16 protein-coding genes and 1 pseudogene are annotated in these 22,593 nt (G+C 71.2%); 3 read left to right on the top strand and 14 right to left on the bottom strand.

Annotated elements, in window-relative coordinates:
- Position 1: 1 nt before the first annotated feature.
- Positions 2 to 697, bottom strand: coding sequence for a restriction endonuclease (locus ACH4SP_RS10605; RefSeq protein ID WP_398412771.1), 696 nt, complete (start codon positions 695 to 697; stop codon positions 2 to 4).
- Between the two features lie 205 nt (positions 698 to 902).
- Positions 903 to 1,907: a glycoside hydrolase family 5 protein gene (locus ACH4SP_RS10600; RefSeq protein ID WP_398412769.1), complete on the bottom strand. Its 1,005-nt coding sequence runs from the start codon at positions 1,905 to 1,907 to the stop codon at positions 903 to 905.
- A gap of 238 nt (positions 1,908 to 2,145) precedes the next feature.
- On the opposite strand from ACH4SP_RS10600, the gene ACH4SP_RS10595 reads away from it, so the two are divergent.
- The gene (locus tag ACH4SP_RS10595) at positions 2,146 to 2,937 is read left to right on the top strand and encodes a DUF2785 domain-containing protein (RefSeq protein WP_398412766.1); all 792 of its coding nucleotides are present in this window, start codon (positions 2,146 to 2,148) and stop codon (positions 2,935 to 2,937) included.
- A 58-nt stretch (positions 2,938 to 2,995) separates the two neighbouring features.
- On the opposite strand, the gene ACH4SP_RS10590 is transcribed toward ACH4SP_RS10595, so the two are convergent.
- Positions 2,996 to 7,300, bottom strand: a complete 4,305-nt coding sequence (locus ACH4SP_RS10590) for a hypothetical protein (RefSeq protein ID WP_398412762.1) — start codon at positions 7,298 to 7,300, stop codon at positions 2,996 to 2,998.
- 4 nt (positions 7,301 to 7,304) lie between these two features.
- The gene (locus tag ACH4SP_RS10585) at positions 7,305 to 11,138 is read right to left on the bottom strand and encodes a hypothetical protein (protein WP_398412760.1); all 3,834 of its coding nucleotides are present in this window, start codon (positions 11,136 to 11,138) and stop codon (positions 7,305 to 7,307) included.
- 163 nt (positions 11,139 to 11,301) lie between these two features.
- Here ACH4SP_RS10585 and ACH4SP_RS10580 point away from each other — a divergent pair, with 163 nt between their 5' ends.
- Together ACH4SP_RS10580 and ACH4SP_RS10575 are read left to right on the top strand one after the other, a co-directional pair.
- Complete coding sequence (locus ACH4SP_RS10580; RefSeq protein ID WP_398412758.1) at positions 11,302 to 12,045, top strand: VOC family protein; 744 nt, start codon at positions 11,302 to 11,304, stop codon at positions 12,043 to 12,045.
- A gap of 248 nt (positions 12,046 to 12,293) precedes the next feature.
- Positions 12,294 to 13,973: a fibronectin type III domain-containing protein gene (locus ACH4SP_RS10575; RefSeq protein ID WP_398412755.1), complete on the top strand. Its 1,680-nt coding sequence runs from the start codon at positions 12,294 to 12,296 to the stop codon at positions 13,971 to 13,973.
- A gap of 200 nt (positions 13,974 to 14,173) precedes the next feature.
- On the opposite strand, the gene ACH4SP_RS10570 is transcribed toward ACH4SP_RS10575, so the two are convergent.
- The 10 genes and pseudogenes from ACH4SP_RS10570 to ACH4SP_RS10525 all read right to left on the bottom strand — a co-directional run bounded on the left by ACH4SP_RS10570 (position 14,174) and on the right by ACH4SP_RS10525 (position 22,284).
- The gene (locus tag ACH4SP_RS10570) at positions 14,174 to 15,403 is read right to left on the bottom strand and encodes a Glu/Leu/Phe/Val dehydrogenase dimerization domain-containing protein (protein ID WP_398412752.1); all 1,230 of its coding nucleotides are present in this window, start codon (positions 15,401 to 15,403) and stop codon (positions 14,174 to 14,176) included.
- Positions 15,400 to 15,615: an MbtH family protein gene (locus tag ACH4SP_RS10565; RefSeq protein ID WP_398413525.1), complete on the bottom strand. Its 216-nt coding sequence runs from the start codon at positions 15,613 to 15,615 to the stop codon at positions 15,400 to 15,402. The genes ACH4SP_RS10570 and ACH4SP_RS10565 overlap by 4 nt, the downstream gene beginning before the upstream one ends.
- A gap of 69 nt (positions 15,616 to 15,684) precedes the next feature.
- A pseudogene (locus ACH4SP_RS10560) lies at positions 15,685 to 16,326 on the bottom strand (indole-3-glycerol-phosphate synthase); the annotation flags it as partial.
- Positions 16,323 to 17,033 carry an N-(5'-phosphoribosyl)anthranilate isomerase gene (locus tag ACH4SP_RS10555; protein WP_398412750.1) on the bottom strand — a complete coding sequence of 237 codons (711 nt, stop codon included), beginning with the start codon at positions 17,031 to 17,033 and terminating at the stop codon, positions 16,323 to 16,325. The gene ACH4SP_RS10555 and the pseudogene ACH4SP_RS10560, both read right to left, overlap by 4 nt.
- Positions 17,034 to 17,039: 6 nt before the next feature.
- Entirely contained in the window at positions 17,040 to 18,179 is a 1,140-nt protein-coding gene (locus tag ACH4SP_RS10550) for an acyl-CoA dehydrogenase family protein (protein ID WP_398412747.1), read from the bottom strand.
- A gap of 29 nt (positions 18,180 to 18,208) precedes the next feature.
- Complete coding sequence (locus tag ACH4SP_RS10545) at positions 18,209 to 18,583, bottom strand: ectoine synthase (RefSeq protein ID WP_398412745.1); 375 nt, start codon at positions 18,581 to 18,583, stop codon at positions 18,209 to 18,211.
- Positions 18,580 to 19,413 carry a tryptophan synthase subunit alpha gene (gene trpA / locus ACH4SP_RS10540; RefSeq protein WP_398412742.1) on the bottom strand — a complete coding sequence of 278 codons (834 nt, stop codon included), beginning with the start codon at positions 19,411 to 19,413 and terminating at the stop codon, positions 18,580 to 18,582. The genes ACH4SP_RS10545 and trpA overlap by 4 nt, the downstream gene beginning before the upstream one ends.
- Positions 19,410 to 20,447, bottom strand: coding sequence for an anthranilate phosphoribosyltransferase (locus ACH4SP_RS10535; protein WP_398412740.1), 1,038 nt, complete (start codon positions 20,445 to 20,447; stop codon positions 19,410 to 19,412). Before ACH4SP_RS10535 ends, trpA begins: the two co-directional genes overlap by 4 nt.
- A 2-nt stretch (positions 20,448 to 20,449) precedes the next feature.
- Positions 20,450 to 20,713: an acyl carrier protein gene (locus ACH4SP_RS10530; protein WP_398412738.1), complete on the bottom strand. Its 264-nt coding sequence runs from the start codon at positions 20,711 to 20,713 to the stop codon at positions 20,450 to 20,452.
- Entirely contained in the window at positions 20,710 to 22,284 is a 1,575-nt protein-coding gene (locus ACH4SP_RS10525) for an AMP-binding protein (RefSeq protein ID WP_398412736.1), read from the bottom strand. Before ACH4SP_RS10525 ends, ACH4SP_RS10530 begins: the two co-directional genes overlap by 4 nt.
- Positions 22,285 to 22,593: the final 309 nt, after the last annotated feature.

Here is a 22,593-nt window from a genome sequence, read left to right as displayed (position 1 = left end):
CTCAAGTCCGACCCCAAGGGCGGCGAGCGGCTCCTCCCCCAGCTCCGTTCAGCGGCAGCAGCGATTCCAGGGTCGCGCCCCCGACCCACGCCCCCAGCAGGTCACGGTGCATGGCGAAGATGTCCTGCCGCACCGCAAGGCCGAGCGCGTCACGGGTGAAGGCGCGGCAGGTGGTCACGAACAGGGCCACGTCCGCCCGGTGTTCGGGCCTGGCGGTACCCACGAACTTCTGCATGTCCGCCGATGGCACCGACCGCTCACGCGCATAGGCCTTGCACTGCACCACCAGACGGCGTCCGTCGGGGAGCAGCCCCACCACGTCCGCGCCCAGGTCACCGCTCCTGCCGCTCACCTCCACCCGGGTGCAGCCGTCGCGGCGGCACAGCTCGGCGACGTACTCCTCGAACTCCTGCCACGACAGCGCGTCCACCGCCGCCATGGACAGCTCTCTCGCCTTGCGCTCCTCCCCCTTCCGCCAGGCCAGGTCCCCCGCCCTCGCCCTGCGGTGCGACCGCCACAGCCAGAGACCCGCGACGCCGAGGACGGCCGTCACCAGCACACCGAGCAGATAGGGCCACGCACTCCGCCAGTTCGCCGCCAGCACCAGGATCAGGATCCCGGCCGCCGACGCGGCCCACCCGACTGCCGTGCTGCGCCGCTGCCGCTTCGAGCGCCTCCGGCGCCGCCGAGCCGACATGCTCCCCCGCCCCCTTCCGGACTTCCGGACCCCCTGTCCGCAGTGTGGGAAGCGGGGACGGTCACGGCAAGACCGCCTACTCCCGTACCCGTACCCGCATCCGGGAACGGCCCGGCCCCCGCCGCACTGCGCGTGCGACGGGGGCCGGGTGTTCAGGTACGGAGCGTGCCGAGCATGCGGAGCGTGCTGAGCGTGCGCGGGCAGGTCACGCGCGGATCTTGTTCCGGATCCAGACGCCCGCCTCCTTGAGGACCGAGGTGCCCGTCCACTTGTCGTCGGAGTCGCAGACGCCGTCCTTGAAGACGGCGCCCGAGCGGTGGTCGTCGGAGTAGTTCCAGTTGACCCAGGAGATCTTCTTGCGCTTCATGAGGTCGAGGTACTTCTGCGACATCGCGAAGTCGTTGGCGCCCTCGCCCTCGTAGTTCTGAGTGCCGAACTCGGTCACGAAGACGGGCAGTTTGTCGGACGCCCGGTCGAGGGCCGACAGGTACTCCTCGCGGTGCGAGGCCGCGTAGAAGTGGAACGTGTACATGATGTTCGAGGCCTGTACCGGGTTCTTCACCACCTCGGACTCGTCCGAGTCCTCGGAGACTCCGAAGGACGACCAGGCGCGGGTCCCCACCAGGACCACCGAGTCGGGGTCCTGCGCGCGGATGACCGGGATGATCTTTTCGGAGTACGACTTGATCCGGGACCAGCTGACCCCGGACGGCTCGTTGGCTATCTCGTAGAGCACGCCGGGGTGGTCCTTGTACTTCTTCGCCATGGCGGTGAAGAAGGTCCGGGCGCGATCCAGGTTGAAGTCGGGGTCGCCCGGGTCGAGCATGTGCCAGTCGATGATCGCGTACATGCCCTTGGCGTGGGCCATGTCGACGAACTTCTGCGCGCGGGCGGTGAATTTGGCCGGGTCGTCCTCGTAGCCACCGTCCTGGACGTACGTGGAGACGCGCAGTACGTCCGCGCGCCAGTCGGTGGCGAGCGCGCCGACCGACTTGCTGGTGACGCACTTCGGGTACCACTGCGTGCCGTGCGTGCTCATGCCGTTGAGCTGGACGGCCTGCCCGCTGCCGTCGCAGAGCTGGGTGCCGCAGACCTTCAGCGGGCCGTTGATCTCCTGTGTTCCGGGGGCGGAGGGGTGGGACCCGGCAGCGGTCGCCGAGGTGGTGCCGGACAGCGCGAGGAGGACAGCCGCAGTGGAACCGGCAGCCATGGACATGACAGATCGACGTGAGCGATGCATCACGGGCTCCAGGAGTGGGGGTGGGCGTGCGTTCCTGGCGTGAAAGCTAGGGCCCTTCACCGGGAGCGTCAAGAGTGTTGGGAAACCTTCCTAACTATTAAGGGGGCGTCGGAACTGCCGTTACCTGTCGGGCAGTTGATGGGTCGAGGTGGATTCCTGGACATAATTCGCAGGCGCACGGCACCGGTGAGGACCTACTCTGCCCGCCATGATCGACTGGAAGAACATCGAGGCCGACGACTGTGCCGTGCCCTCCGACCGACCCATGGGCGACCTCGTCCGCGAGCTGTCCCGTGCGCTGGCGGATCCCGATCCGCTGGTCCGGGACGGCGCGCCCTACACCGTCCTCGCGACCTGGATAGCCCGCGGGACGATCGGGACGGAGCGGCGGCTGGAGCTGGGGGACGAGATGGCCACCCGGTTCACCGACCCGCGGGTCGAGGCCCGCACCTTCGCGCCGCTGGTGCTCGACATGCTGGTGACCGCGGGGGACTTCAAGGCCGGCTGGGTGGACGCGTTCGAGCGCTGGTACCCGGCGGAGCGGGATCTGCGCGGCCACGACGGGACGCTCGGCTGGCTGCACGCGGTGGCGCACGGCGCGGACCTGCTCGCCAGTCTCGGCCATCGCCCCGAGGTGGCGCCGGTGCGGATGCTGGACCTCGCCGCCGCCCGGCTGACGGCACCCACCAGCCACGTCTACGACCAGATGGAGGACGACCGTCTGGCCCGGGCGATCGCCCGGGTCCTCACCCGCACCGACCTGAGCGAACGCGACGCCGTCGGCTGGCTGGAGCCGATCGCCGACCGCTTCGGGACCGACAACATCAGCGGCCCGATGCCCGCCCACATCAGCAACTGCCTGCGCACCCTGCGCCTGCTCCACATCCTCGCCGACCGGGGCGTGCGCCCCACCAGCGAACTGCCCGCGGAACCCCTCCACCACCGCGACGCGGTCAAGTCCGCCGTCGCCACCGTCCTCGACCGGATCGTCAAACGCTGACCGACGGCACCCGGGTGACCTCTGACGGTGCCTCAGCAGACGTCGCGGCGGGGGATTCTCATCCGGCGGCCTGCTCGTCCTCGTCCAGTACCACCTTTCCCAGCAGCGTCGTCGTGAGCGCGAAGCAGTCCGCGTGGACGATCCGCCGGGCGACCGGGCGCGTGACGCCGTTCGCGGTGACCGAGGCGGTGGCCGTCGTACGGTCGGTGAAGTACGTCTCGTACTCCTCGATGAGCATCCGGTATAGCGAGACGGCGGGGAACTGCCCGGTCGGCGGGGTCAGTCGGCCGGTCCAGACGAAGCCGGATCCGCGTGCCGCACAGGTCAGTTCCACCGGGGGCCCGGAGGGCTCCCAGTCCAGGTCGCCTGTGCGTCGGCCGCGCTGCTGCACCGTGGCGACGACGCGGCGGCTCGCCGCCGTTCCCGCCACGCCCCGGCCGACGAACTGCCCGACGTCGTCGGTCGCGGTGGGTCCGCTCAGCTCGATGCGGATCCGCCCGTCGGCCGTCATGGCGGCGGTGGTCGTCCGCTCGGGCGGCAGCTGGACGAATTCCGCGGTGACCACCTTCGACAGGTGGTGGGGTTCGACGGAGTACGGCTGGTAGCGGGCCAGGGCGAGGCGCACGAAGGGGAAGTACGCGGTGCTGTCGGCGAGGTCGCCGAGGTCCAGGTCGATGTCGCAGTTCCACAGCCCCAACTGCGCGTCGTACTGCGGGACGTACGCGGTGAGGGAGACGGCCGCCGGGCGGCCGCCGACGGTCTCGGCCAGCAGCCGCCCCGTGGCGGTTCGGGCCGCCCGGGGGAAGTTGGCCTGCCGCAGGCGGGGCAGGACCGCGTCGTCCGCCCACACCGGGTCGTTGCCGCAGCGGGTGACGAGCTCGGCCGGCAGGGTGCTCCCCGGGTCCAGGACGACCGCGAGGAGTTCGTCGTCCCCCGAGGAGAACCACGGACGCCTGAGGTGGACCCTGACCCCGGCGGTCCTGCGGGTCCGGGTCACCTGGTGCAGGGCGTGGTCGACCGTCCTGGTCCAGCGGAAGGTGGGCACGGTGTGGCTCACCTCCGGCGGTTCCGGCCGCCGGCTGCTCGGGATCGGCCAGCCCTGCCCGATGGGACCGGAACTCGCGGGCCCCACGCTGGTGATCAGCTCGGGACGCGCGGTGAGGGAGGGGTGGAAGTACTCAAGGAACCGGGTCGTCGCGGTGGGCGTGTACGAGACCTTGCGGTGCCGGGTGTCGCGGAACTCGTGGCGCAGCTCGTCGAGGTCCAGGTCGTTCTGGAAGGGGTGGGGGGTGACCTCGCCGACGTGGTCGTATCCGGTGATCCGCCGCGGCGCGTCCTCCCGCACGTCGTCGAGCCACTCGCTCCAGGTGGCGTCCAGGTCGATGCGGCCGGTGCTCCCGGCGTGCGATCCGACCGTGCCGGAGAGGAGGGCGAAGGTCTCGCCGCCCTCGCGGCGGACGGCCAGGTCTCCCAGAACCGGTGGGGCGAGCGGCCTTTCGACCGCGTGGACCAGCGTCACTTCGGTCCAGGGGGTGATCATCCAGTTCTCGCCGGCCGCCGACGCCGCGGTGAGTTCCGCCTTCTTCTGCTCGGGGAGGCGCATCGGGTCGTTCCACATCGGGGAGCCGGTCAGCAGCTGCCAGACGCGGAACAGCGCGAGGTCGCCCGCGTCGACCCGGCAGCTCATCCGGAGCGTCACGACCTCGGCCTTGGGCAGCGGCACGGTCAGCACCCCGTTCACCGGCGGCCCGACCGGCCCGTCCCCCTCCACGATCCGCAGCCGCAGCGGCCGGGCCTGCGGCCACGTTCCGGTGAAGTCGTGGGCGAGTCCGGACGGTGCGCCGTCGCCCGGCAGCCCGCGCAGCGACACACCGCGGGCGAGCACGTCGGGCAGGTAGGGCAGCAGCAGTTGACCGGCGTCGTGCACGACGTACTCGCCGTTCGCCAGGCCGTCGCCGCGCGGGACGGGCAGCGGGGTGAGGGGCGACAGGTCGTGCGGGTTGTGCTTGGCCACGTGGATCTCGCCGGCGGCGGCGAGATCGCGGGTGACCCGCGGGTCCTCCGGGAGGCTGACCACGGTGTCGAGGTACGTACCGGCCTCGCGGGACGCCGCGGCGAAGTACGCGCGCCGTACCGCCGGTGGTGTGTCGGGACCGAAGGCGTCGTCGTACACGCCGTGCTGCTCGGCCATCTGCAGCGAGCTCTTCGGCGGGCTGATGTGCCGTTCGTCGAAGGCGCGGTAGCGGCGGTCAAGTCCGTCGGCGGGCGAGGTCTCCTCGTGGTCGGGGACCTGCGGGTTGCGCAGGGCGGCCCACTGCTGCGGCGTCAGCGGGCGCCCCCGGTCGTCGACCGTGGAGCGGACGACCAGCCGGGGCTCCGACTCGCCCTCCAGGAAGGGCCACCGCGGGACGAGCACCGGCGGCGGTACGGGCTCCCAGCGCGCGTAGGTGACGGGATCCGTCGCGCTGCCCTCGACCGCGGCCGCCCCGGGGCCGAGGCTGTTGCCCGCGAGGTCGACCAGCCGGGCGCGCAGCCGGTAGGTGCGGCCGTAGCGCAGGGCGGGCAGCGTGCCGGGGGTCGGCCGGAACTTGGTGTCGAGCGGGAAGTCGGCGGAGACCTCGGGGTTCGGCACCTGGACGTGGTTGTCGGCGCCGATCGTCCGGCCGGGCAGCGGGGCCGCCAGACTCCAGCCGGTCCAGCCGAAGAGCGCCTGGTGGACGTAGAGCTCGTTCGCGGCCGTCCGGTGCTGGGTCACCGCGGCCGCGTTGACGTGCCCCTCGTCGGGGGCCGCGGTGAGGGGGACGGGCGGCTGGCCGGGGCGCCTGATCGCGTAGTCGCCGGTACGGGCGCACAGGGGGTGCCAGACGGCGACGCGGCCCGTCGTGCCGTCGACGGTGCCGACGTCGACCCGGTAGCCGCGCACGAGGTGGGCGGCGTGCAGGACCGCCGCGGTGACCGGGCGCCCGCCGGAGTCGACGCCCGCGATGTGCCGGGCGTCGGCCTCCAGCTGGTCCGCCAGCGAACTGTCGCGGCTCTCGTGGAGCACGGTGAGGCCCGCGCCCTGGAGTGCCGGCGGCGCGGTGGGGTCGGCGGCGACGGCCGCTCCCGGTTCGTTGCGCCCCTGGAGGAACTGGTCGACGATCCGGGAGAACTCGACGAACTTCAGCGCCGCGCCGTCCACGTCGAGGTCGAGGGTGTGGACCTCGTCCGCGCTCAGCCTGAGCATCCGGTGGCCGTAGAACCCGTCGTCCTCGGCGTACGGTTCGAAGCGCTTTCCCGGCACGTGGCGCAGGGCGGTCCAGGGGCGGAGCGTCTCGTCGGCGTTGAGGTCGCCGCGGGGGGCCGCGAAGGACACCCGCGCCTGCCAGCGGTCGGCGAGCCCGGCCGGGGGCGTGACCAGCAGGTCGACGGCCAGGCCGAAGCGGCGCAGGAGCTCGGGGTAGTCCGCGAGCAGGGCGCAAGCGGAGTGGAAGTCGAACTCCGGTGGTTCCGGGGGTGGTTCGGCGACCGCATCGCCGCGCGCCGGGGCCTCTTCGGGCGTCGCGGGCCGGGGCGTACGGTCGTAGAACCGGTACAGCTCGGCGAGGGCGAGCAGCGGGCCGTCCTCCGTGTACGGGGGCCGCGTGCGGTCGATGTGGCGGGGCCGGAAGTCGTTCGGCTGCGGCGCGGCGTCCTGTCCGGTGGCGGCGGGGCGCGTGAGGAGGTCGTCGAGGCGGGTGTAACTCCCGTCGACCCGGCGGGAGAAGGTCCTGAGGTCGCCGGTGAGGACGCCGAGGAGGTCACCCCGCTCGGGGTGGTCCCAGCGGGGCGGCGGTCCGGCTTCGGCGACAGCGGCGGTCCCGGCATCGGCCCCGGCTTCGGCGTCAGCGCGTGCCGCGTACGCGTCGTCCCCCGTGCTCTCGTGGCTGCCGCCCGGGGGCCTCGGGAAGGCCCTGCGCTCCGCCGTCGCGCTCACGGCCGTCTCGTACAGGGCGGCGATCTGGGCGTGCACGGCCTTGCTGGGGAACGAGCGCAGGGTCGGCGGTCCGGCCGCCGCAGCGGCGGTGAAGGCACCGGCGGGCGGGCTGACCCTGGTGCCCGGCGTGAACAGCCCGGCCCACAGCGTGCTGTCGGCCGACGGAAAGCCGCCAGGCCTGGCGGCGGTCGCCACCATGCCCCCCGGGCCCGGTGCACCCGGTGCGGCGAACTCCACCTGGAGCGCGGGCAGGACGTCGCGCAGGGTCTTCGGCCAGTCGCGGAAGCCGGGGAAGTCGCCGAGGACGGTGCCCCCGGTCAGGCGCGGGCTGATCAGTACGGTCAGCCTGAGCGCTCCCTCGGGCGTCGTTCCGTCGGGCAGTACGGTCCACCGGATCGTCTCGGGCATGGTGTCAGCTCACTTCCGCGAAGGCGGTGCAGTACTCGGTGACGGGGTCGCGGCCGGCGCCGGTGACCGGGTCGACGTACGGCGCCATCATTTCGGCGAAGGTGGGCGGCCTCGGGGGTCCGGCGGCGGCCGGCCCGATCGACGTACCGGCCGGGGAGTCGACCGACGTACCGGCCAGGGCGTTGCCGGAGCCCACGAAGCGCTTCTCGCACTCGATGGTGACGGACTGCGACCAGAAGCCGATGTGGATGCTGATGGAGATCTTCGCCCGGCCGTAGACGGTCTTCGTCGCGAACTCGTAGGTGAGGTCGAGGTAGATCTCGATGGACGCGGAGACGATGCCGAGGACGTCGACCTCGCCCCTGGCCCGGAAGTAGCCCGTCAGCCGGGACTCGCCGGTGCCGAGCTCCAGCCGGAAGTAGATGCCCGCCATCACCGACAGGCTTCCGCTGGCGACACCGAAGTTCAGCGAGAGTGCCGCGCCGAATTCGAGGGCCGCCTCCAGTACGGCCACCCGCTTCGGGGTGAGGACGATGCCGAAGAAGCCGCCGCCGCCCAGCAGGGAGACGGTGAGCCGGAAGGGGGCCTCCCGGGTGCAGAAGGAGAAGCCGACCTCCATCGCCGAACCGATGAACGGCAGGTCGAGGGAGGCCGCAAGCCGCAGGTTCTCCAGGCTGAACACCCCGATCGCCAGGTTCGGCAGGGGCAGTGCGTAGCGCGCGACGATGCCCGTGGGGGTGACCTGGACGGCCGGCGGATCGCTGAAGCCGTCGACGGGGATGAGCTTGCGCAGCGTCTGGACGAAGGAGAGCGGGCCGATGAAGTCGACGCCCTTGAGGACGACGTCGATCTCGGGCTTGCGACCGGCGCGGGCGATGAACCGCACGTGTTTGAAGCGCAGTTGAAGGGCCTGGAACTTCGGCACCAGGATCAGGCTGAAGTTCTCCAGGCTGCAGCTGACGTCGGCGCCGACGGCGAGGTCCCGGCGCAGCGAGCCGCGCAGGTCCACGACGAGGGAGAAGCGGCCGGCGGGTGCGTTCGGTACGCCCGGTGGGTCCGGGAGGAAGACCGGGGAGCCGTCGAGGAGTACGGGCTGGAGGTCCGGGTTCCACTCCAGCCGTACATTGACCGTCTCGGGCAGCCGGAACCCTGCGGCGGCCTGCTGGACGGCGTCGCGCAGGGAGATCACCTCCCCGGCGGCCCGGGTCCAGGTCGCCAACTGCTGCTGGACGCGCGCCAGCAGCGCCCGTACCCCTGGGTCCACATCGGCGGGAAGGGTGTCGAGCAGCTGGGTGAGCGCGGCTGCGAAGGCGTTGAAGGCGTCGTCGACCTGGACCATCGTGATCGGCCCGGTGCGCCCCGCCAGGCCCTGGCGGATGAAGTCGCCGACGACGGTGAGGAACTTCTCGGCGGTGTCGGCGACTTGGTGGGCGGCGGGCGGGTAGCGGTCGAGTTCGTGGGTGAGCAGTTGCCGGGCGCGGCCGAGGTCGGAGAGGAGGCCGGTGACCGTGCTGATGGTCTCGGTGAAGAAGTTCGGCACCTTCAGGGACTTGGTCAGCCCGTCCACCCGCTGGATCACCTGTGCCAGCGGGATCACGCCCAGCAGACTGGGGCCGACGGAGTCGAGCACGCTCAACGGGCGGAAGAACTCCTCCGGTTGGAACGAGCCATTGGCGATCTTGTCGAGCGGGTCCTGCCCTGCGGTCTCTGCGAGGCCCGAGACCGGTCCGGTCAGCCGCGACAGACCCGAGACGATCATGCTGGGGGCGGCGAGCGCGCCTGACCGGTCGCTCTGGTCGCCGAAGTCCATCTTGAGGGGCGAGCCGGCCGGGGTGAGCAGGTTCAGGAATACCTGCCCCTTGTTCGCGGTGCGGACGGGGCCGCCCACGGTGTCGAAGCCGGAGAGGGCGTACCGCTTCGCGTAGCCGACGGGGACCACCGCGTCCGCGCCGCTCAGCCGGCCGACGGCGGGCACCACGGCGTGTGCCCAGCGCAGTTGGGGCAGGAACTGGGCGTTCTTCGAGACGGCGGGGTCGGTGGCGGACGGATCGGCGAGGGCGGGCGGCGTCGCCATGCCCCACACCATCCGGACCACGTCGAGCCGGGTGTCGTCGGGTTTGACGGTCGGCGCGAGGGCCACGGCCTGGCCGAGCAGCTCGGCGCTGGTCTCCGGCGGAATGTCTACCGCCGCGACGGCCACGGCCGTGGCGTCGGCCCCGGCCGTGGGCACCGTCGGCGGGCTGCTGTCCTTGGCGTTGTACTCCTGCGCGGCGGCGGCGAGCGCGGCACCGGACGCCAGGGTCTCGTCGAGGAAGCGCAGCGGGGTGCGGAACTCCACGACGTTCCCACCGTGGTCGACCGCGGTGACCTTGAAGTGGAACGGGCTCTCGGCGGGCGTCTCGGGGAAGAACTTCAGCCGGTCGGCGGGCGGGACGAGATTCGGTGTGACCAGGGTGTCGAGCCGGACGCTGGTGAACGGGAACAGCATGTTCGTCAGTTCGTCCGCCGCGCCGGGTCCCGCCGGGAGCGGCACGGCGGGGTCGTACGTCTTCAGCGGCTGTCGGACCACGACGAATTCGCGCTGTACGAGAGAGGCACCACGGGAGTCGTCGAACTTCCGCTCCGTGACGCGGACATGGACCGCCTTGTGCCCGAAGGGGCACAGATAGCCCTCCCGCATCACCCGGACGTAGTGGTCCCGGCCCATGGACGTACGGTGTCGCCACTCGGAGAGCGAGACGTTCACCGGGCGCTCCGGCCAGCTGCCGAGGGCGTCCAGCCAGCCGCCGACCGCCGACAGCATCAGCAGCCGCGCGGCGACCGGCCGGGGGAGGTACGGGGTCCCGTCGGGCTTGACCAGTCCCGCCCCGGTGGTGAGGTCGACGATGTCCCGGCGGTCCGCCGGTTCCAGCGCCTGCCGGAAGTCGTACGGTGCGCCGGGGTCGCCCCCGCGCTCCCTGTTCCACACGGCGCGCACGGTGTCGCCTTCGAGCCTGGTGTGCCAGAGCTCGACGCGAGCGCCGGGTTCCGGCTCCGGGAGGCCGCCGCGGTGGATCCACCGCCCCTTCTGCGAAGGCGACAGGTACAGGCGGTAGGGCAGTTCGATGCCAGTACGGGGCCGGGCGGGGTCGGCGAACGGGTCCTGCGGACCTGCCGGTGCGGCCGAGGCATCCGCACCGGAACCAGCGGTTCCCGAACCACCGGTGCCAGGACCCCCGGTGTCTGGATCACAGGTGTCCGGATCACAGGTGTCTGGATCACCGACCCCCGGACCGCCGACCCCCGGACCGCCGGTCTCGATCACCGCGCCCGCCGCCCGCGCCGCGGCGAGGGTCGTCTCCAGGCCGTAGCGCGCGGTCAGTTCCGCCGTGGTGCGCAGCATCCGCACCAGCGCGACGGCCCGGTCCGCGGAGTCCTGGCCCTCGCCCCCGCCGCTCGCGTCGGCCCCGGGCAGCCGGATCGACAGGACCGGCGGCGGGTCCGGTTCGCGCGCCGCGTCGACGACGCGCAGGGGCAGCCTGCGCATGGCGTCGAGCAACCCTTCCTCCGAGAAGGGAACGGACTCCCCAGGACCCACCTCGAAGACGAGGGCGCTGCTGCCGCTGATCAGCGATCCCACCGGCACGTCACGCGGCTCGCCCGGGACTTCGTCGCTGAACGCCTGCTCCACGACGTGCTGCGGTCCGAACGTGACCACGATCAGACCGTCGCTCTGCGGCCCCGCCCGCACCAGTCGCCTGTCCCCCGCGGTGCCTTCGGACTTCAGCCCGGGAAAGCTGAAGGAAAGATCCAACAGATCGGTGCCGCGCAGGATGCGCACCGGTGCCGGAGTGCTCATGACGCCCCCTCGTGCTGTACGGCGGCGGGCACTCACGCGGTGGAACGCTTCGTACGACAGAGACCCCGGGCCGGGTTGGATGGCACCTGTGACCTACCCCGGACGGAGCACCGCGAGTTAGCCCAATCGGGTACACCCGTCGGGCGTTGTTAGGGTCGCCGGCATGGCGCTGCGACCTGTGAATGTGAACGTGAAGGCCCTTGACGACGCGGCGCTCGGCCGCTTCTGGGCGAAGGCGCTCGGCTGGGGCGTTTCCAGCGAGGGCCCCGGCGTGACCCGTGTCGGACCCGCCGGCGGATTCGTCCGGCCGGACCCGGTCGCCCTCTGCGTCGACGTGGTGACCGTCCCGGAGCCCAGGACCGCGGTGAAGAACCGTGTGCACCTCGATCTCGCGACCACATCCGCGGCCCACCAGGCGGAGTTGGTCGCGCGTCTCCTGGCTCTCGGTGCGACGCCCGCCGACGTGGGCCAGGGCGACGTGCCGTGGACGGTCCTCGCCGACCCGGAGGGCAACGAGTTCTGCGTACTGGAGCCCCGGGAGGTCTACCGGGACACCGGGCCGATCGCCGCGGTGGTGATCGACTGCGCGGACCCGCGGGCCATGGCCGAGTTCTGGGGCGGGGCCGTGGACTGGACCCTGCACGAGGTCGCCGACGACCGTGCCGTGCTGCGCTCCGCCCGGGGCGTCGGCCCGTACCTCGAATTCCTCCGCACGCCCGGTGCGAAGACCGTGCCGGACTGCGTCCGCATCGGCCTGCTGCCGTACCCCGGTGACGACCGGGAGGCGGAGGTGGCCCGGCTGCGGTCCCTCGGCGCCACCGACCTGGACCCGGGCAGGGGCGACACCCCGTGGAAGTGCCTGGCCGACCCGGAGGGCCACGAGTTCTGCGTGCTCGGGCTCCGCTGACGCGGAGTCTTCACGACACTCCGGCCCGTGCGCCGTGTGTGCCCGTCGGCCATGATCCCGGGTGCTCCGGGCCGCGGCCCCGCAGCCGGTGAAGGTCCGTGCGAACGTCCATGGCCAAACCGGCCATTCGATGCAACCCGGCTCTTTGACCGGAAACCCCCGGAGCGGACAACGGACCCCTTGTCGGTGCATTCCCCTGTGCCTAGGTTGCGGTTGACCGGGGGAACCACGGAGTCATCCAGCGAATCATGAGGGGTGGGATCGTCATGGCCGACCAGGGTCAGCGTGTGTACGCGGTACCGGAGTGGCTGTCGCAGGGCGAGTGGTACGCCAACGCACAGATCACCGTCAGCAACTACCAGAACGAGGACCTGATCGACCCGGAGATCGCCTTCCGCGTCGACTCCGACCAGAACATCACCAACAACTACGGCCTCGTCTGGACCCGTGAGGGCGACGCCATCACCGGCCGGTTCGTCGGCGAGCGCAAGGTGATACCCGCCGGCGACTCGCAGGTCTTCACCATTGGCATCAGCCGCGCCGCGGCCGGAGTCGGCCCGCTGCCCCGGGAGTTCACCGTCAACGGCTACAACGCGGTGCCGCCCGAGGACAAGGAGCCGCCGACCGTCCCGGCCAACCTGCGCACCGAGCTGCTCAGCGCGACCCAGGCCACGATCGCGTGGGACCCCTCCACCGACAACATCGCGGTCGCCGGGTACGACGTCCACCTGTCCGGCGACCTGCCGGTGATGCGGGTGACCAAGCCGTCCGCGCAGGTGCGCAACCTCCAGCCGACCACCGGGTACCGGGTGCAGGTGGAGGCGGTGGACCTGGCGGGCAACCGGTCCGGGCTGTCGCCGCAGCTGGAGTTCACCACCACCGAGCCCATCCCGGACCCCGGGCAGTGGGACGTCCCGCGCGCGCCGTTCGTGGACTACATGGCCTGGCCCAACCCGCAGGTCAGCCGGTACGGCGAGGAGAGCGGGCTGGACGGCTTCATGCTGGGCTTCCTGGTCGCCAACCCGCAGAAGAAGCTGTCCTGGGGCGGCATCGCGGGCGAGGAGTGGCAGGCCGACAAGAGCTCGCACGGCAAGACCGACATCGCCGCGTTCCGCGCCGCGGGCGGCAAGGTCGTGGTGTCCGTGGGCGGGGCCTCGGGGCAGCCGCTCGAAGCCGTCGAGGAGAACGTGCAGAAGATCGTCGCCGAGTACTCGGGCGTGATCGCCAACTACCAGCTGACGCACCTCGACTTCGACTTCGAGGGCGGCTTCCTTGAGGACTCCGCCGCCCACGAGCGGCACGTGTCGGCCGTCGCCGAACTCCTGCGCAAGCACCCCAAGCTCAAGATCTCCTACACGCTGCCGGCCGACGCCCAGCTCACCGCGGGATCCGCCGGATTCAGCCCGTCCGGCCTGCGCTTCCTCACCGTGGTCGCCAATGCCGGCATCCAGCCGGGGCTGATCAACGGCATGCTGATGGAGTTCGGTCAGGGCTCCCCGGCCGACGCAGGTGAGTGCACCATCATCGGGCTGCGGGCCATGCACTCCCAGGTCTCCACACTGTGGCCGAACTGGACGTCCGAGACCGTCTGGCACCGCATCGGCGCCTGCCCGATGTTCGGCTACCACATCAACGGCAAGTGCTTCACCCTGGAGCACATGCGCCAGCTCGTGGAGTTCGCGCACGAGCACAAGCTCGGCTGTCTGTCGGGCTGGGACGCGACCCGCGACCACAACCAGGGCAACCCCGACGTCGTGCCCGCCTGCACGGTCGGCGCCGGCTGCCCCGACCTGTACCGCTGTACGTGCATCGACCAGCGGCCGTTCGACTTCAGCAAGATCATCGCGCTCTACAAGAACGGCGGCGGCGCCAGTGTGAGCGGCCGGATCGGCGGCGCCGGCGGCCAGATCTCCTTCGGCGGACGCTGATCCAGCCGTACGGCCCGCTGATCCAGGTCCGTACGACCCGCTGAACCAGCCGTACGACCCACTGGTCCAGGTCCGTACGACCCGCTGAACCACCGGGTACGACCCCGCTGAACGACCACCGGCCAGGACCGGCAGCCCGCCCCTCATCACGGACGGGCTGCCGGTCCTGGCCGCTCTGCGGTTCGCCCTGGCACAGGCCGCTACGCGACGGGGTCCTGGCGCACCCCTTTCGCGGTGAGCAGCTGTGCGACCGGGTCGGTGCTGCCCGAGGTCTGCAGTTCCTGGACGAGCTCGCAGTTCCTGGTGATCCTGGCGGCGATCCAGGCGCGCAGCCACGCGGACAGTCTCGGCAGCGGCAGGCCGGAGGGGGCGAGTCCCGCCAGTACACAGCCGGTCGCCGCCGCGCCGCCGACGTTGACGACGACGTCCGGCAGGACGGTGTGTCCGGCCGCGCGCAGGAGCCGGCGGGCGGGTTCCGTGCAGCTCATGTTGCCGCCCTCGACCACCGTCCGGGCCCTGACCTCGGACACCGTGTCCTCCCGGACCGCCGCCGCGGACGCCGCGAGGACCAAGACGTCGGCGTCGACCTGCAGCCATGCCCTGCCCGGCGGGTGGACCCGGGCCGTCGTGGGCAGCCCGGTCCTACGAATCGTGCCGTCGCTGCTGGTGAGCGCGGTGAGATCGGCGACGGGCAGCCCGCGCTGATCCTCGATCGTGCCCCGTACGTCGGCCACGGCCACCACCCGGTGCCCGTGGTCGGCCAGATGGCGGGCGACCGCGCGGCCCACCGTGCCGAACCCCTGGATCACGATGCGCTGCGGGGTCCGCGTACCGGCGGCCCGCAGGGCGCCGAGCACCGCGACGGCCACGCCGTACCCGGTGATGTCGGCCATGTGGGTCCACAGTTCGTCCCAGCCGACGGTGAGCCGGGTCGCGCCCGGCCGGTGGGCGACGTCGTACCCGGCGGCGTCGAAGGCCGTCTGCCGGTCCGCGTAGGTGGTGCCCTGGTCGCAGCCGAGGTAGACGCCGCCGTGCAGCAGCGGGGCCGCCGCACGGCCGAACGCCCGCATCAGGTCGGCCCGTTGGACGGGCGCGCCGGGCGCGGGTGCTATTCCGGCCTTCGCTCCCCCGATGGGCAGGCCGACCAGCGCGAGTTTCTGGGTCATGGCCCTGGCGAGGTGGGCGAGCTCCTGCTCGGTCACCGTCGCGGTCATCCTGGTCCCGCCCATGGCGAGACCGTCGACCATGCGGTCGACGACGACCCACCCCTGGGCTTCGCCCGACGGCAGGTGCAGGGTGGTGGAGAGCAGGGGCCGCGCCGTGTCGACCGAGCTGCCCGGGTCGATCGACCTGCCCGAGTCAACCGAAGTGCCAGGGTCGACCGAACTGCCAGGGTCGACCGAACTGCCCGGTGAGAGTGCCTGGTTCACCGGGCACCGGTCTCCGTCGCGGTCCGCAGGCTCCGGGGGCGCATGTCGGTCCACACGCGCTCGATGTGCGCGAGGCACTCGTCCTTCGTGCCCTGTACGCCGACCTCGCGCCAGCCTTCCGGGGACTCGCGGTCGGCGCTCCAGACCGAGTACTGCTCCTCGTCGTTGACGACGACCTTCCACTGCTCCTGTGCTGCCGTACCGCTGCTCATTGCCCTGCCTCCAGTTGTCGGGTGATTCAGGTGTCGGTCGAAGTCGTCGAGCCAGCCGTTCACGCTGTCGGCGCGCAGCAGTCCCGTACCGACGAGGACTCCGGCGAAGCCGTCCCGCACCAGCCGGGCGGCGACGTCCGGCTGCTCGATGCCGCTGGCGCTGACCGGGCACGGGGTGCCGGTGCGCAGCAGCGCGGGCAGGAGCCGCGTGCTCCGTCCGATGTCCCCCGGGCCGCGTTCGCGGGTCGCGATGTCCTTGTTGTTGACCGCGATCACACAGTCCTCGCCGCGCGGCACCCGGAGCGTCTCCACCTCCGTGGTCACCTCGACGAACGGGGTCAGGCCGAGCCCCACGCTGTGGTCGATCAGACTGCTCAGAGTGGATCGCGGCAGCAGTGCGGCGGTGAGCAGCACGGCGGACGCACCGCTCTCGCTCGCCCGCTGCAGCTGGCTGCGCCGGGTGATGAAGTCCTTCTGCAGTACGGGGAGTCCGGTGTCCGCCGCGACCTCGTCCAGCAGGGCCGGGGTGCCGCCGAACCACTCTCCCGTCACCACGGAGAGGCACGCCGCCCCCGCGTCCTCGTACTCGGCGACGATACGGGCGACGGATCTGCCGCCGAACAGGTCGCGGCCCGTGGAGTCCCGCCGCTTGAGCTCCATGATCACCGGCCGGTGGGCGCCCCGCAGCGCCTCGATGAACGCGGTCGTCATGGCGCCGCCCCCGTGCCGTCGCCGCCCGCCCGCCAGCCCCGGACCACCGCCGCGACCCGCTCGGCCGTGATCCGGCCGCTGTCGGGGTCCTTGGCCGCCGTGTCCACGTCGATGCCGAGGAACAGGGGGTGCTCCAGCACGGCCCGGTAGTCCGGGCGGTTGTCCCCGGAGATGCCACCGGCGAGCAGGAAGGGCCGCGACATGCGCTCCGCGACCTCCAGGACGGCCCCGGCTGCCACCTGTTGTGCGGTGCTGCCGATGCGGCCGTCCTCGGCCGTGGCGTCCACCAGGAAGAGGTCCGTTCCCGCCCGCTCGTACGACGGGATCAGCGGCAGCTCCGGGCACCGCCCCGCTCCGACGTGCACGACCTTGACCACGGTGAAGTCCCCGGCGCTCTTCAGCGCCCGGACCGTGCCCGGTGTCTGGTAGCCGTGCAGCTGGACCCAGTCGACCCGTGCGGAGGTCAGCGCGGCCTGCAGTGCTTCGGCGTCGTTGAGGAAGGTGACGAGGACGGGGCGGAGGCGTTCCGTGCGGTGTGCGGCCGCCGCCAGTACCGCCAGTCGCTGTGCGGACAGGTCCGTGCGGCCGCCGGGAACCCCGTGCCACACACCGACGAGGTCGGCTCCCGCCGAGGCGAGCAGCTCCATGTCCCCGGTGGAGCCGGCACCGCAGATCTTGACCAGCATCGGGCGTTTCTTGACCGGCATCGGGCGTCACAACCCCAGCATCGACGCGATGCGGTTGCGCTGGATCTCCGAGGTGCCCGAGTAGACGGTGCTCGCCGTCGCGTCGCGCAGGTCCTTCTCCAGGCCGCACTCGGTGAGATACCCCTGGCCGCCGAAGATCTGCACGGCCGCCTGTGCGGAGGCGACGTTGCTCTCGCTCGCGAGCAGTTTGCTGGTGGCGATGTCCGTTGTGACGTTCTCGCCGTCCGTCAGCCGGACCGCCGTGTCGTAGAGCCACTTCCGGGCCGTCTCCAGGCCGGTCCGCATGTCCACGATGCGGTGCGCGATCGCCTGGTTCGCGCCGATCGGCTTCCCGAACTGGGTGCGCGTCGCCGCGTGGGCGACACAGCGGTCGAGCCGGTGGCGCATCTGTCCGGTGTTGATGATGAAGGAGCAGAGGATCTCCCACTTCATCACGTGGTCCAGGACCAGGAAGCCGGAGCCGACGCTGCCGATGACGGCGGACGCGGGAACCCTGCAGTCGTCGAGGTGCAGCTCGCCCAGTGGCGAGGTCCGCAGGCCCATCTTGCTGACGGGTGCCCCGACGGAGAGCCCCGGGGTGTCCCGCTCCACCAGGAAGGCGGTGATGCCCAGCGGCCCGCCCGCCGGGTGCGTGCGGGCGTAGACGACGAAGACATCGGCCACCGGCCCGTTGCTGACGAAGCACTTGGTGCCCCGCAGTACGAAGTGGTCGTCCTCGCGCGTCGCCGTCGTCCGCATGGCGAGCGCGTCGGAGCCGCTCTCGGACTCGGTGATCGCGTGCGCCCCGATCGTCTCGCCGGAGCAGATGCCGGGCAGATGGCGCTGCTTGAGCGCTTCCGAGCCGAACCGCTGCAGGGGGACGCCGACGCTGACCATGTGGGTGGAGACCGAGAAGCTCAGTCCCCCGTCGCGGCAGCCCGCGCCGAGCTCCTCCAGTACGTACATGGTGGTGAGCAGGGACTGGCCGAGTCCGCCCCACTGTTCGTCGAAGGGCAGGCCGAGGATTCCGGACTGCTGGATCAGCTTCCACTTGTCCCGCGGGAAGACACCTGCGGCGTCCCGCTCGATGTGACCGGCGCTGAGCGCCTGGTGCCATTGGCCGAGGCCCTGGCGCAGGGCGATCTGGTCGGCGTTCCATTTGATCATGTCTCAGTCCTGATCATGTGCCGGTCCCGTCAGTACTGGGAGAACTCGGGCGAGTCCAGGCTGTGCCGTTCGCCTCCGTGCAGCGCGGGGGTGAAGACGCACACCAGCCGGAGGTCCTCGTCGGGTCCCGCGATGAGGAAGTGGGCGTCGTGCTGGTCGAGTGCGTAGAGCGTGCCGGGCTCGATCGGGTGGGACGTACCGTCGGAATCCACCACTTCTCCGGTGCCGCTGATGCAGTAGCACGCTTCGAGGTGACGCCGGTACTCCAGCGGGGACTTGGTGCCCGCGCGGACCGTGGTGTCGGTCATCGAATAGCCCATGCCGTCGGCTTCGACGAGAAATCTGCGGCTGAGGCCGTTGCCCCAGTCCACGGCCACTACATCGTCAAGACGTCGGACAATCATGGGGTGGAACTCCTGACTGGGTGGGGGAAGCGGGTCGGGGAAGCGGGCAGAAGGGTGGTGACGAAGGTGTGGAACTCGTCGACCACGTCGGCCTGTTGAGCCAGTGCGTGCTCGACGCGGGCGACTCCGGCGCTGCCCACGATCGCGGCGTCGGCGCCGAGGGCGTGCACCCTGGCGATGTCGTCCCGGGAGCGGATGCCGAAGCCGACGGCGACGGGTGCCGTCGTCCTCTCGTGCAACAGCTCGATGGTGGAGGCCAGTTGGGCCGGTTCGGCGGTGGGTGTGGAGCCGCTGCGGCCGTAGTGGGCCACCAGGTACAGATACGCGGTGGCGTGCGCGGCGGCCTCGGCCTTCACCTCGGCGGTCGAACTCGCGTAGCAGGTGGTCACCAGGGGCAGCCCGGCCTCCCGCACCGCTTCGCGGAGGCCGGTGCGCAGCCGTGGCGGCAGACCGTGGACCAGCAGTCCGTCGGCGCCGGATGCGGCGACCCGGCCGACGAAGTCCGGCAGCGGCCGGGGTTTGACCGTGTGGCTCCAGTCCGCCAGCAGCGCCACCCGCAGATGGCGCAGGTGCGGGCGGATCCCGCCGATCAGGTCGAGCACCTCGTCGAGGCCGACGCCCTGCTCCAACGCCCGTTGTGCGGAGCGCCTGTTGACCTCCCCGTCGGTGACGGAGTCGGGAAAGGGCACGGCCAGTTCCAGGCAGTCCACCCGGCAGTCGTCGAGCATCCGCAGGAGGTCGGCCAGTACGGGCAGCGGTGGATCCCCGGCGTTGAGGAACAGGGCGAGTCCCGGCCGGTCGGGGGCTCGCCGTGCGAAGAACCCGCTCACCGCCGGCCCGCCCCGTCCGCGGTCGAGTGCACCGGTCGGGCCCGCAGCCGGTGGACGAGGTCGAGTGCGGCGCCGCTGATCAGGGCGTCCTCCGCGGCCGCCCGCGCGTCGGCCCAGTCGTCGGCGAGCCCGCTCGCGACGGCCAGCGCGGCGGCGTTCAGGCAGACGGTACGTGTCGCGAGCTCCCCGCCCTTGCCGGACAGCACCTCAAGGAAGTGGGCGACCACCGTGTCCTTGTGGCCGGCCGGCCGCAGATCGGCGATCGAGGTCGGGGCAGGCTCATCGGCACGCAGCCGCTGCTCGCCCGAGCCGTCGTTCACGTGGATGACGTTGTCGACGGAGCTGACCAGCTCGTCGATTCCCAGGGCGTTGCCGCAGAGCCAGATCCTCCGGTCGGCCGTGCCGTCCGCGACGTACCGCAGGCTCGGCAGCAGCGCGGGGTCCGCGACACCGATGAGCTGGTACGAGACGGGCAGCGCCGCCAGGAACGGCCCGACGGAGTTGATGAACCGCCCGAGCGTCCGCAGCTCCAGCGGCAGGATGCTCTTCGCCAGCAGCATCAGCTCGCGGGGGTACACGAAGGGCCCGGGGAAGGCGATGCCGTACCGCTCCAGAGTGGCATCGGTCTGCTCGTACGAGGTGGTCAGCGGGATGCCGAGCAGTTCAAGGAGATCGTACGATCCACAACTGCTCGTGTAGGCGCGGGAGCCGGTCTTGGCCACGCGGACCCCCATCGCGGCGGCGACGAACGCCGCGGCGGTGGAGATGTTGAACGTGCTGGGCCCGCCGCCGGTACCGACGATGTTGACCGTGCCGTCCGGCCGCCCGACGGGCTGCGGGCGGCGCTCGTCCAGTGAGCGCAGGAACCCGCCCAGTGTCTCCGGGTCCGGCATGCGGGTGGAGAGCGAGGCCAGCAGGGCCACCGTCTCGCCCCGCTGGAGACCGCCTTCGTGCAGCCGGTCCCAGAAGGACCGCCACATCCGCTGCTCGACGGGGCGGTCCCGGGTGAGCAGCGCCAAGGGCACCTCGTGCATCGCTACTCGGCCTCCGCCTGCTGCTTCTGGGCCCGCTCGATGAACGTGCTGATCTCGGCGACGGAGCGGAAGTTCTCGGGCTTGAGGTCGATCTGGTCGGCGCGCAGCTCGAACCTGTCCTCCAGCCAGGCCATCGTCTTGAGCAGGCCGAGGCTGTCGATGACGCCGCCGGCCATCAGGTCGTAGTCGGAGGCCAGTTCGGCGATGCCGACGTCCGGCAGGAACTCCTCGATGATGAACTCCTTGACCACCGTGTCGTGCTTCATGTCAGCGTTCCTTCCGTTCGTGCGCGAGGGGGGTGGGCGGCCGCGACGAGCGCGTGGGAGATCTTGCCGGTGGACGTCCTCGGCAAGGGGTCGTCCACGATCAGCACGGTCGAGGGGATCGCGGTGGCGGGCAGCAGGTCCACGCAGTGTCTGCGCAGTTCCAGGCTGTTGAGCCGACTGGCGGGGGTGCGCCGGACAACGCTGTGCAGGAGGCGGCCGGCCACGGGGTCGGGCACCGCAAGGACCGCCGCCTCCACGACGTCCGGGTGCTTGAGCAGCACCTGTTCGACCTCGTGGGTGTTGACCCGCGCGCCACGGACCTTGACCTGGTGGTCGTTGCGGCCTTCCAGGGTGATCCGGCCGTCCGGGTGGCGGCGCACCAGGTCGCCGCTGCGGAAGTGGCGGCGCTCGTGCTGCCCGTCGAAGTGGGTGGCGAACTTGTCGGCGTCCTGTGCCCCGTCGAGGTAGCCGTCGGTCTGGAACGGTGTCGCGACGTGGAGTTCGCCGGTGGCCGGCCCGGTCAGGATCTCGCCGTCGGCGTCGACGATCACGGCGTGCACCCCGGGCAGCGGGCTGCCGAGGGGGACCGGGGCGTCGTCCGTCGGTGCGCCGCGGTCGACCTCGTGGAGGAAGCTGTCGTTGGTCTCGGTGCAGCCGTAGATGTTGTAGAGCCGTGCCTTGCCGAAGAGTTCCGGGAGCCGGGCGAGGCAGCGGGCGGGCATGCTGTCGCCGGTGAAGACGGCGTGCTCGACCGTGTCGAGCCGCTGGTCGCGCCGTGCGGCCGCGTCCGTGAGGAGTTGGTAGAACATCGGCACCGCCTGGACGACCTGGACCTCGTGGTCGGCGATGAGGTCGAGCAGATGGCGGGCGTCGGTGGCCCGCTCGGGGTCGACCAGGACCGCGCAGCCGCCGTTCTTGAGCGTGGTCCAGATGTCCAGCAGACAGAGGTCGAAGTTGAGCGGGGCGTAGTTGAGCACGGTCGTACCCCGGCGGATCCGGAAGTGCTCGCCCGCCCAGTCGGTGAAGCGGTCCACCGCGCCCGTGCTCAGCGGGACGATCTTCGGCTGGCCGGTGGAACCGGAGGTGGTCAGCATGAAGGACACGTCGACGGGTTCGGTCCGGCGCGGCTCCGCGAAGGCAGCACGCTCCGACGACGCTGCCGCTTCGGCTGCTTCGGCCGCTTCGGCCGCTTCGGCTGCTTCCAGCGATGCGGCCGGCCCGGCCGGAGGCGTCCCGGGGCCCTGCGGTGTCAGTACGTGCAAGCAACCGGCCTGCTCGAACAACCGATTCCGTGATCTTGTCGTCAACAAGGGTGACAGCAGTAGAAAACGGCGCCCTTCCATCAGACAGGCGAGTATCAGTGCGATCACCGCAGGCGACTTGGCGGCCAGGATGCCGATCGGCGCGTCCGGACCCGGTGCGAGCCGGGTGAGCCGCGCGCGCTCCCGGTCCGCCCGCCCCTGGAGTTCCGCATAGGTCGTCTTCTCTCCGTGCCAGACCAACGCCGGGTCGTCGGGGTGGTCGGTGGCGTGCGAGATAAAGGAACTCACTAAGTTCTGCGGTTGCGTCATGACTTCTCCGAGTTCCTGCTTGCCTGCTTGTCCACGTGCCTGCAACAGGGTTCCCTAAAGCACTTGGCCCGAAATGACAAACCGGCATGAATGAGCACCGACAATCACCCGGCAAGTGACAGTTAATTGCCACGAAATACTGCCCGGTAATCATCGAGATGAGACTGTCACGCTGGTCGCAGTGCGATGCTCTCGCCCCCACGAGTCCACATCTGACCAGCATCAACGCCCGACCTTCCGGGTGCTGACACCTGGGCACCCATTCAACTCACGGCCCGGCACAGCACGTTGGCGTTCGACGGTGCGATG

The organism is Streptomyces sp. NPDC021093 (genome assembly GCF_044333135.1).
Classification (GTDB): Bacteria; Actinomycetota; Actinomycetes; order Streptomycetales; family Streptomycetaceae; genus Streptomyces.
This window is presented reverse-complemented; position numbering and strand designations above follow the sequence as displayed.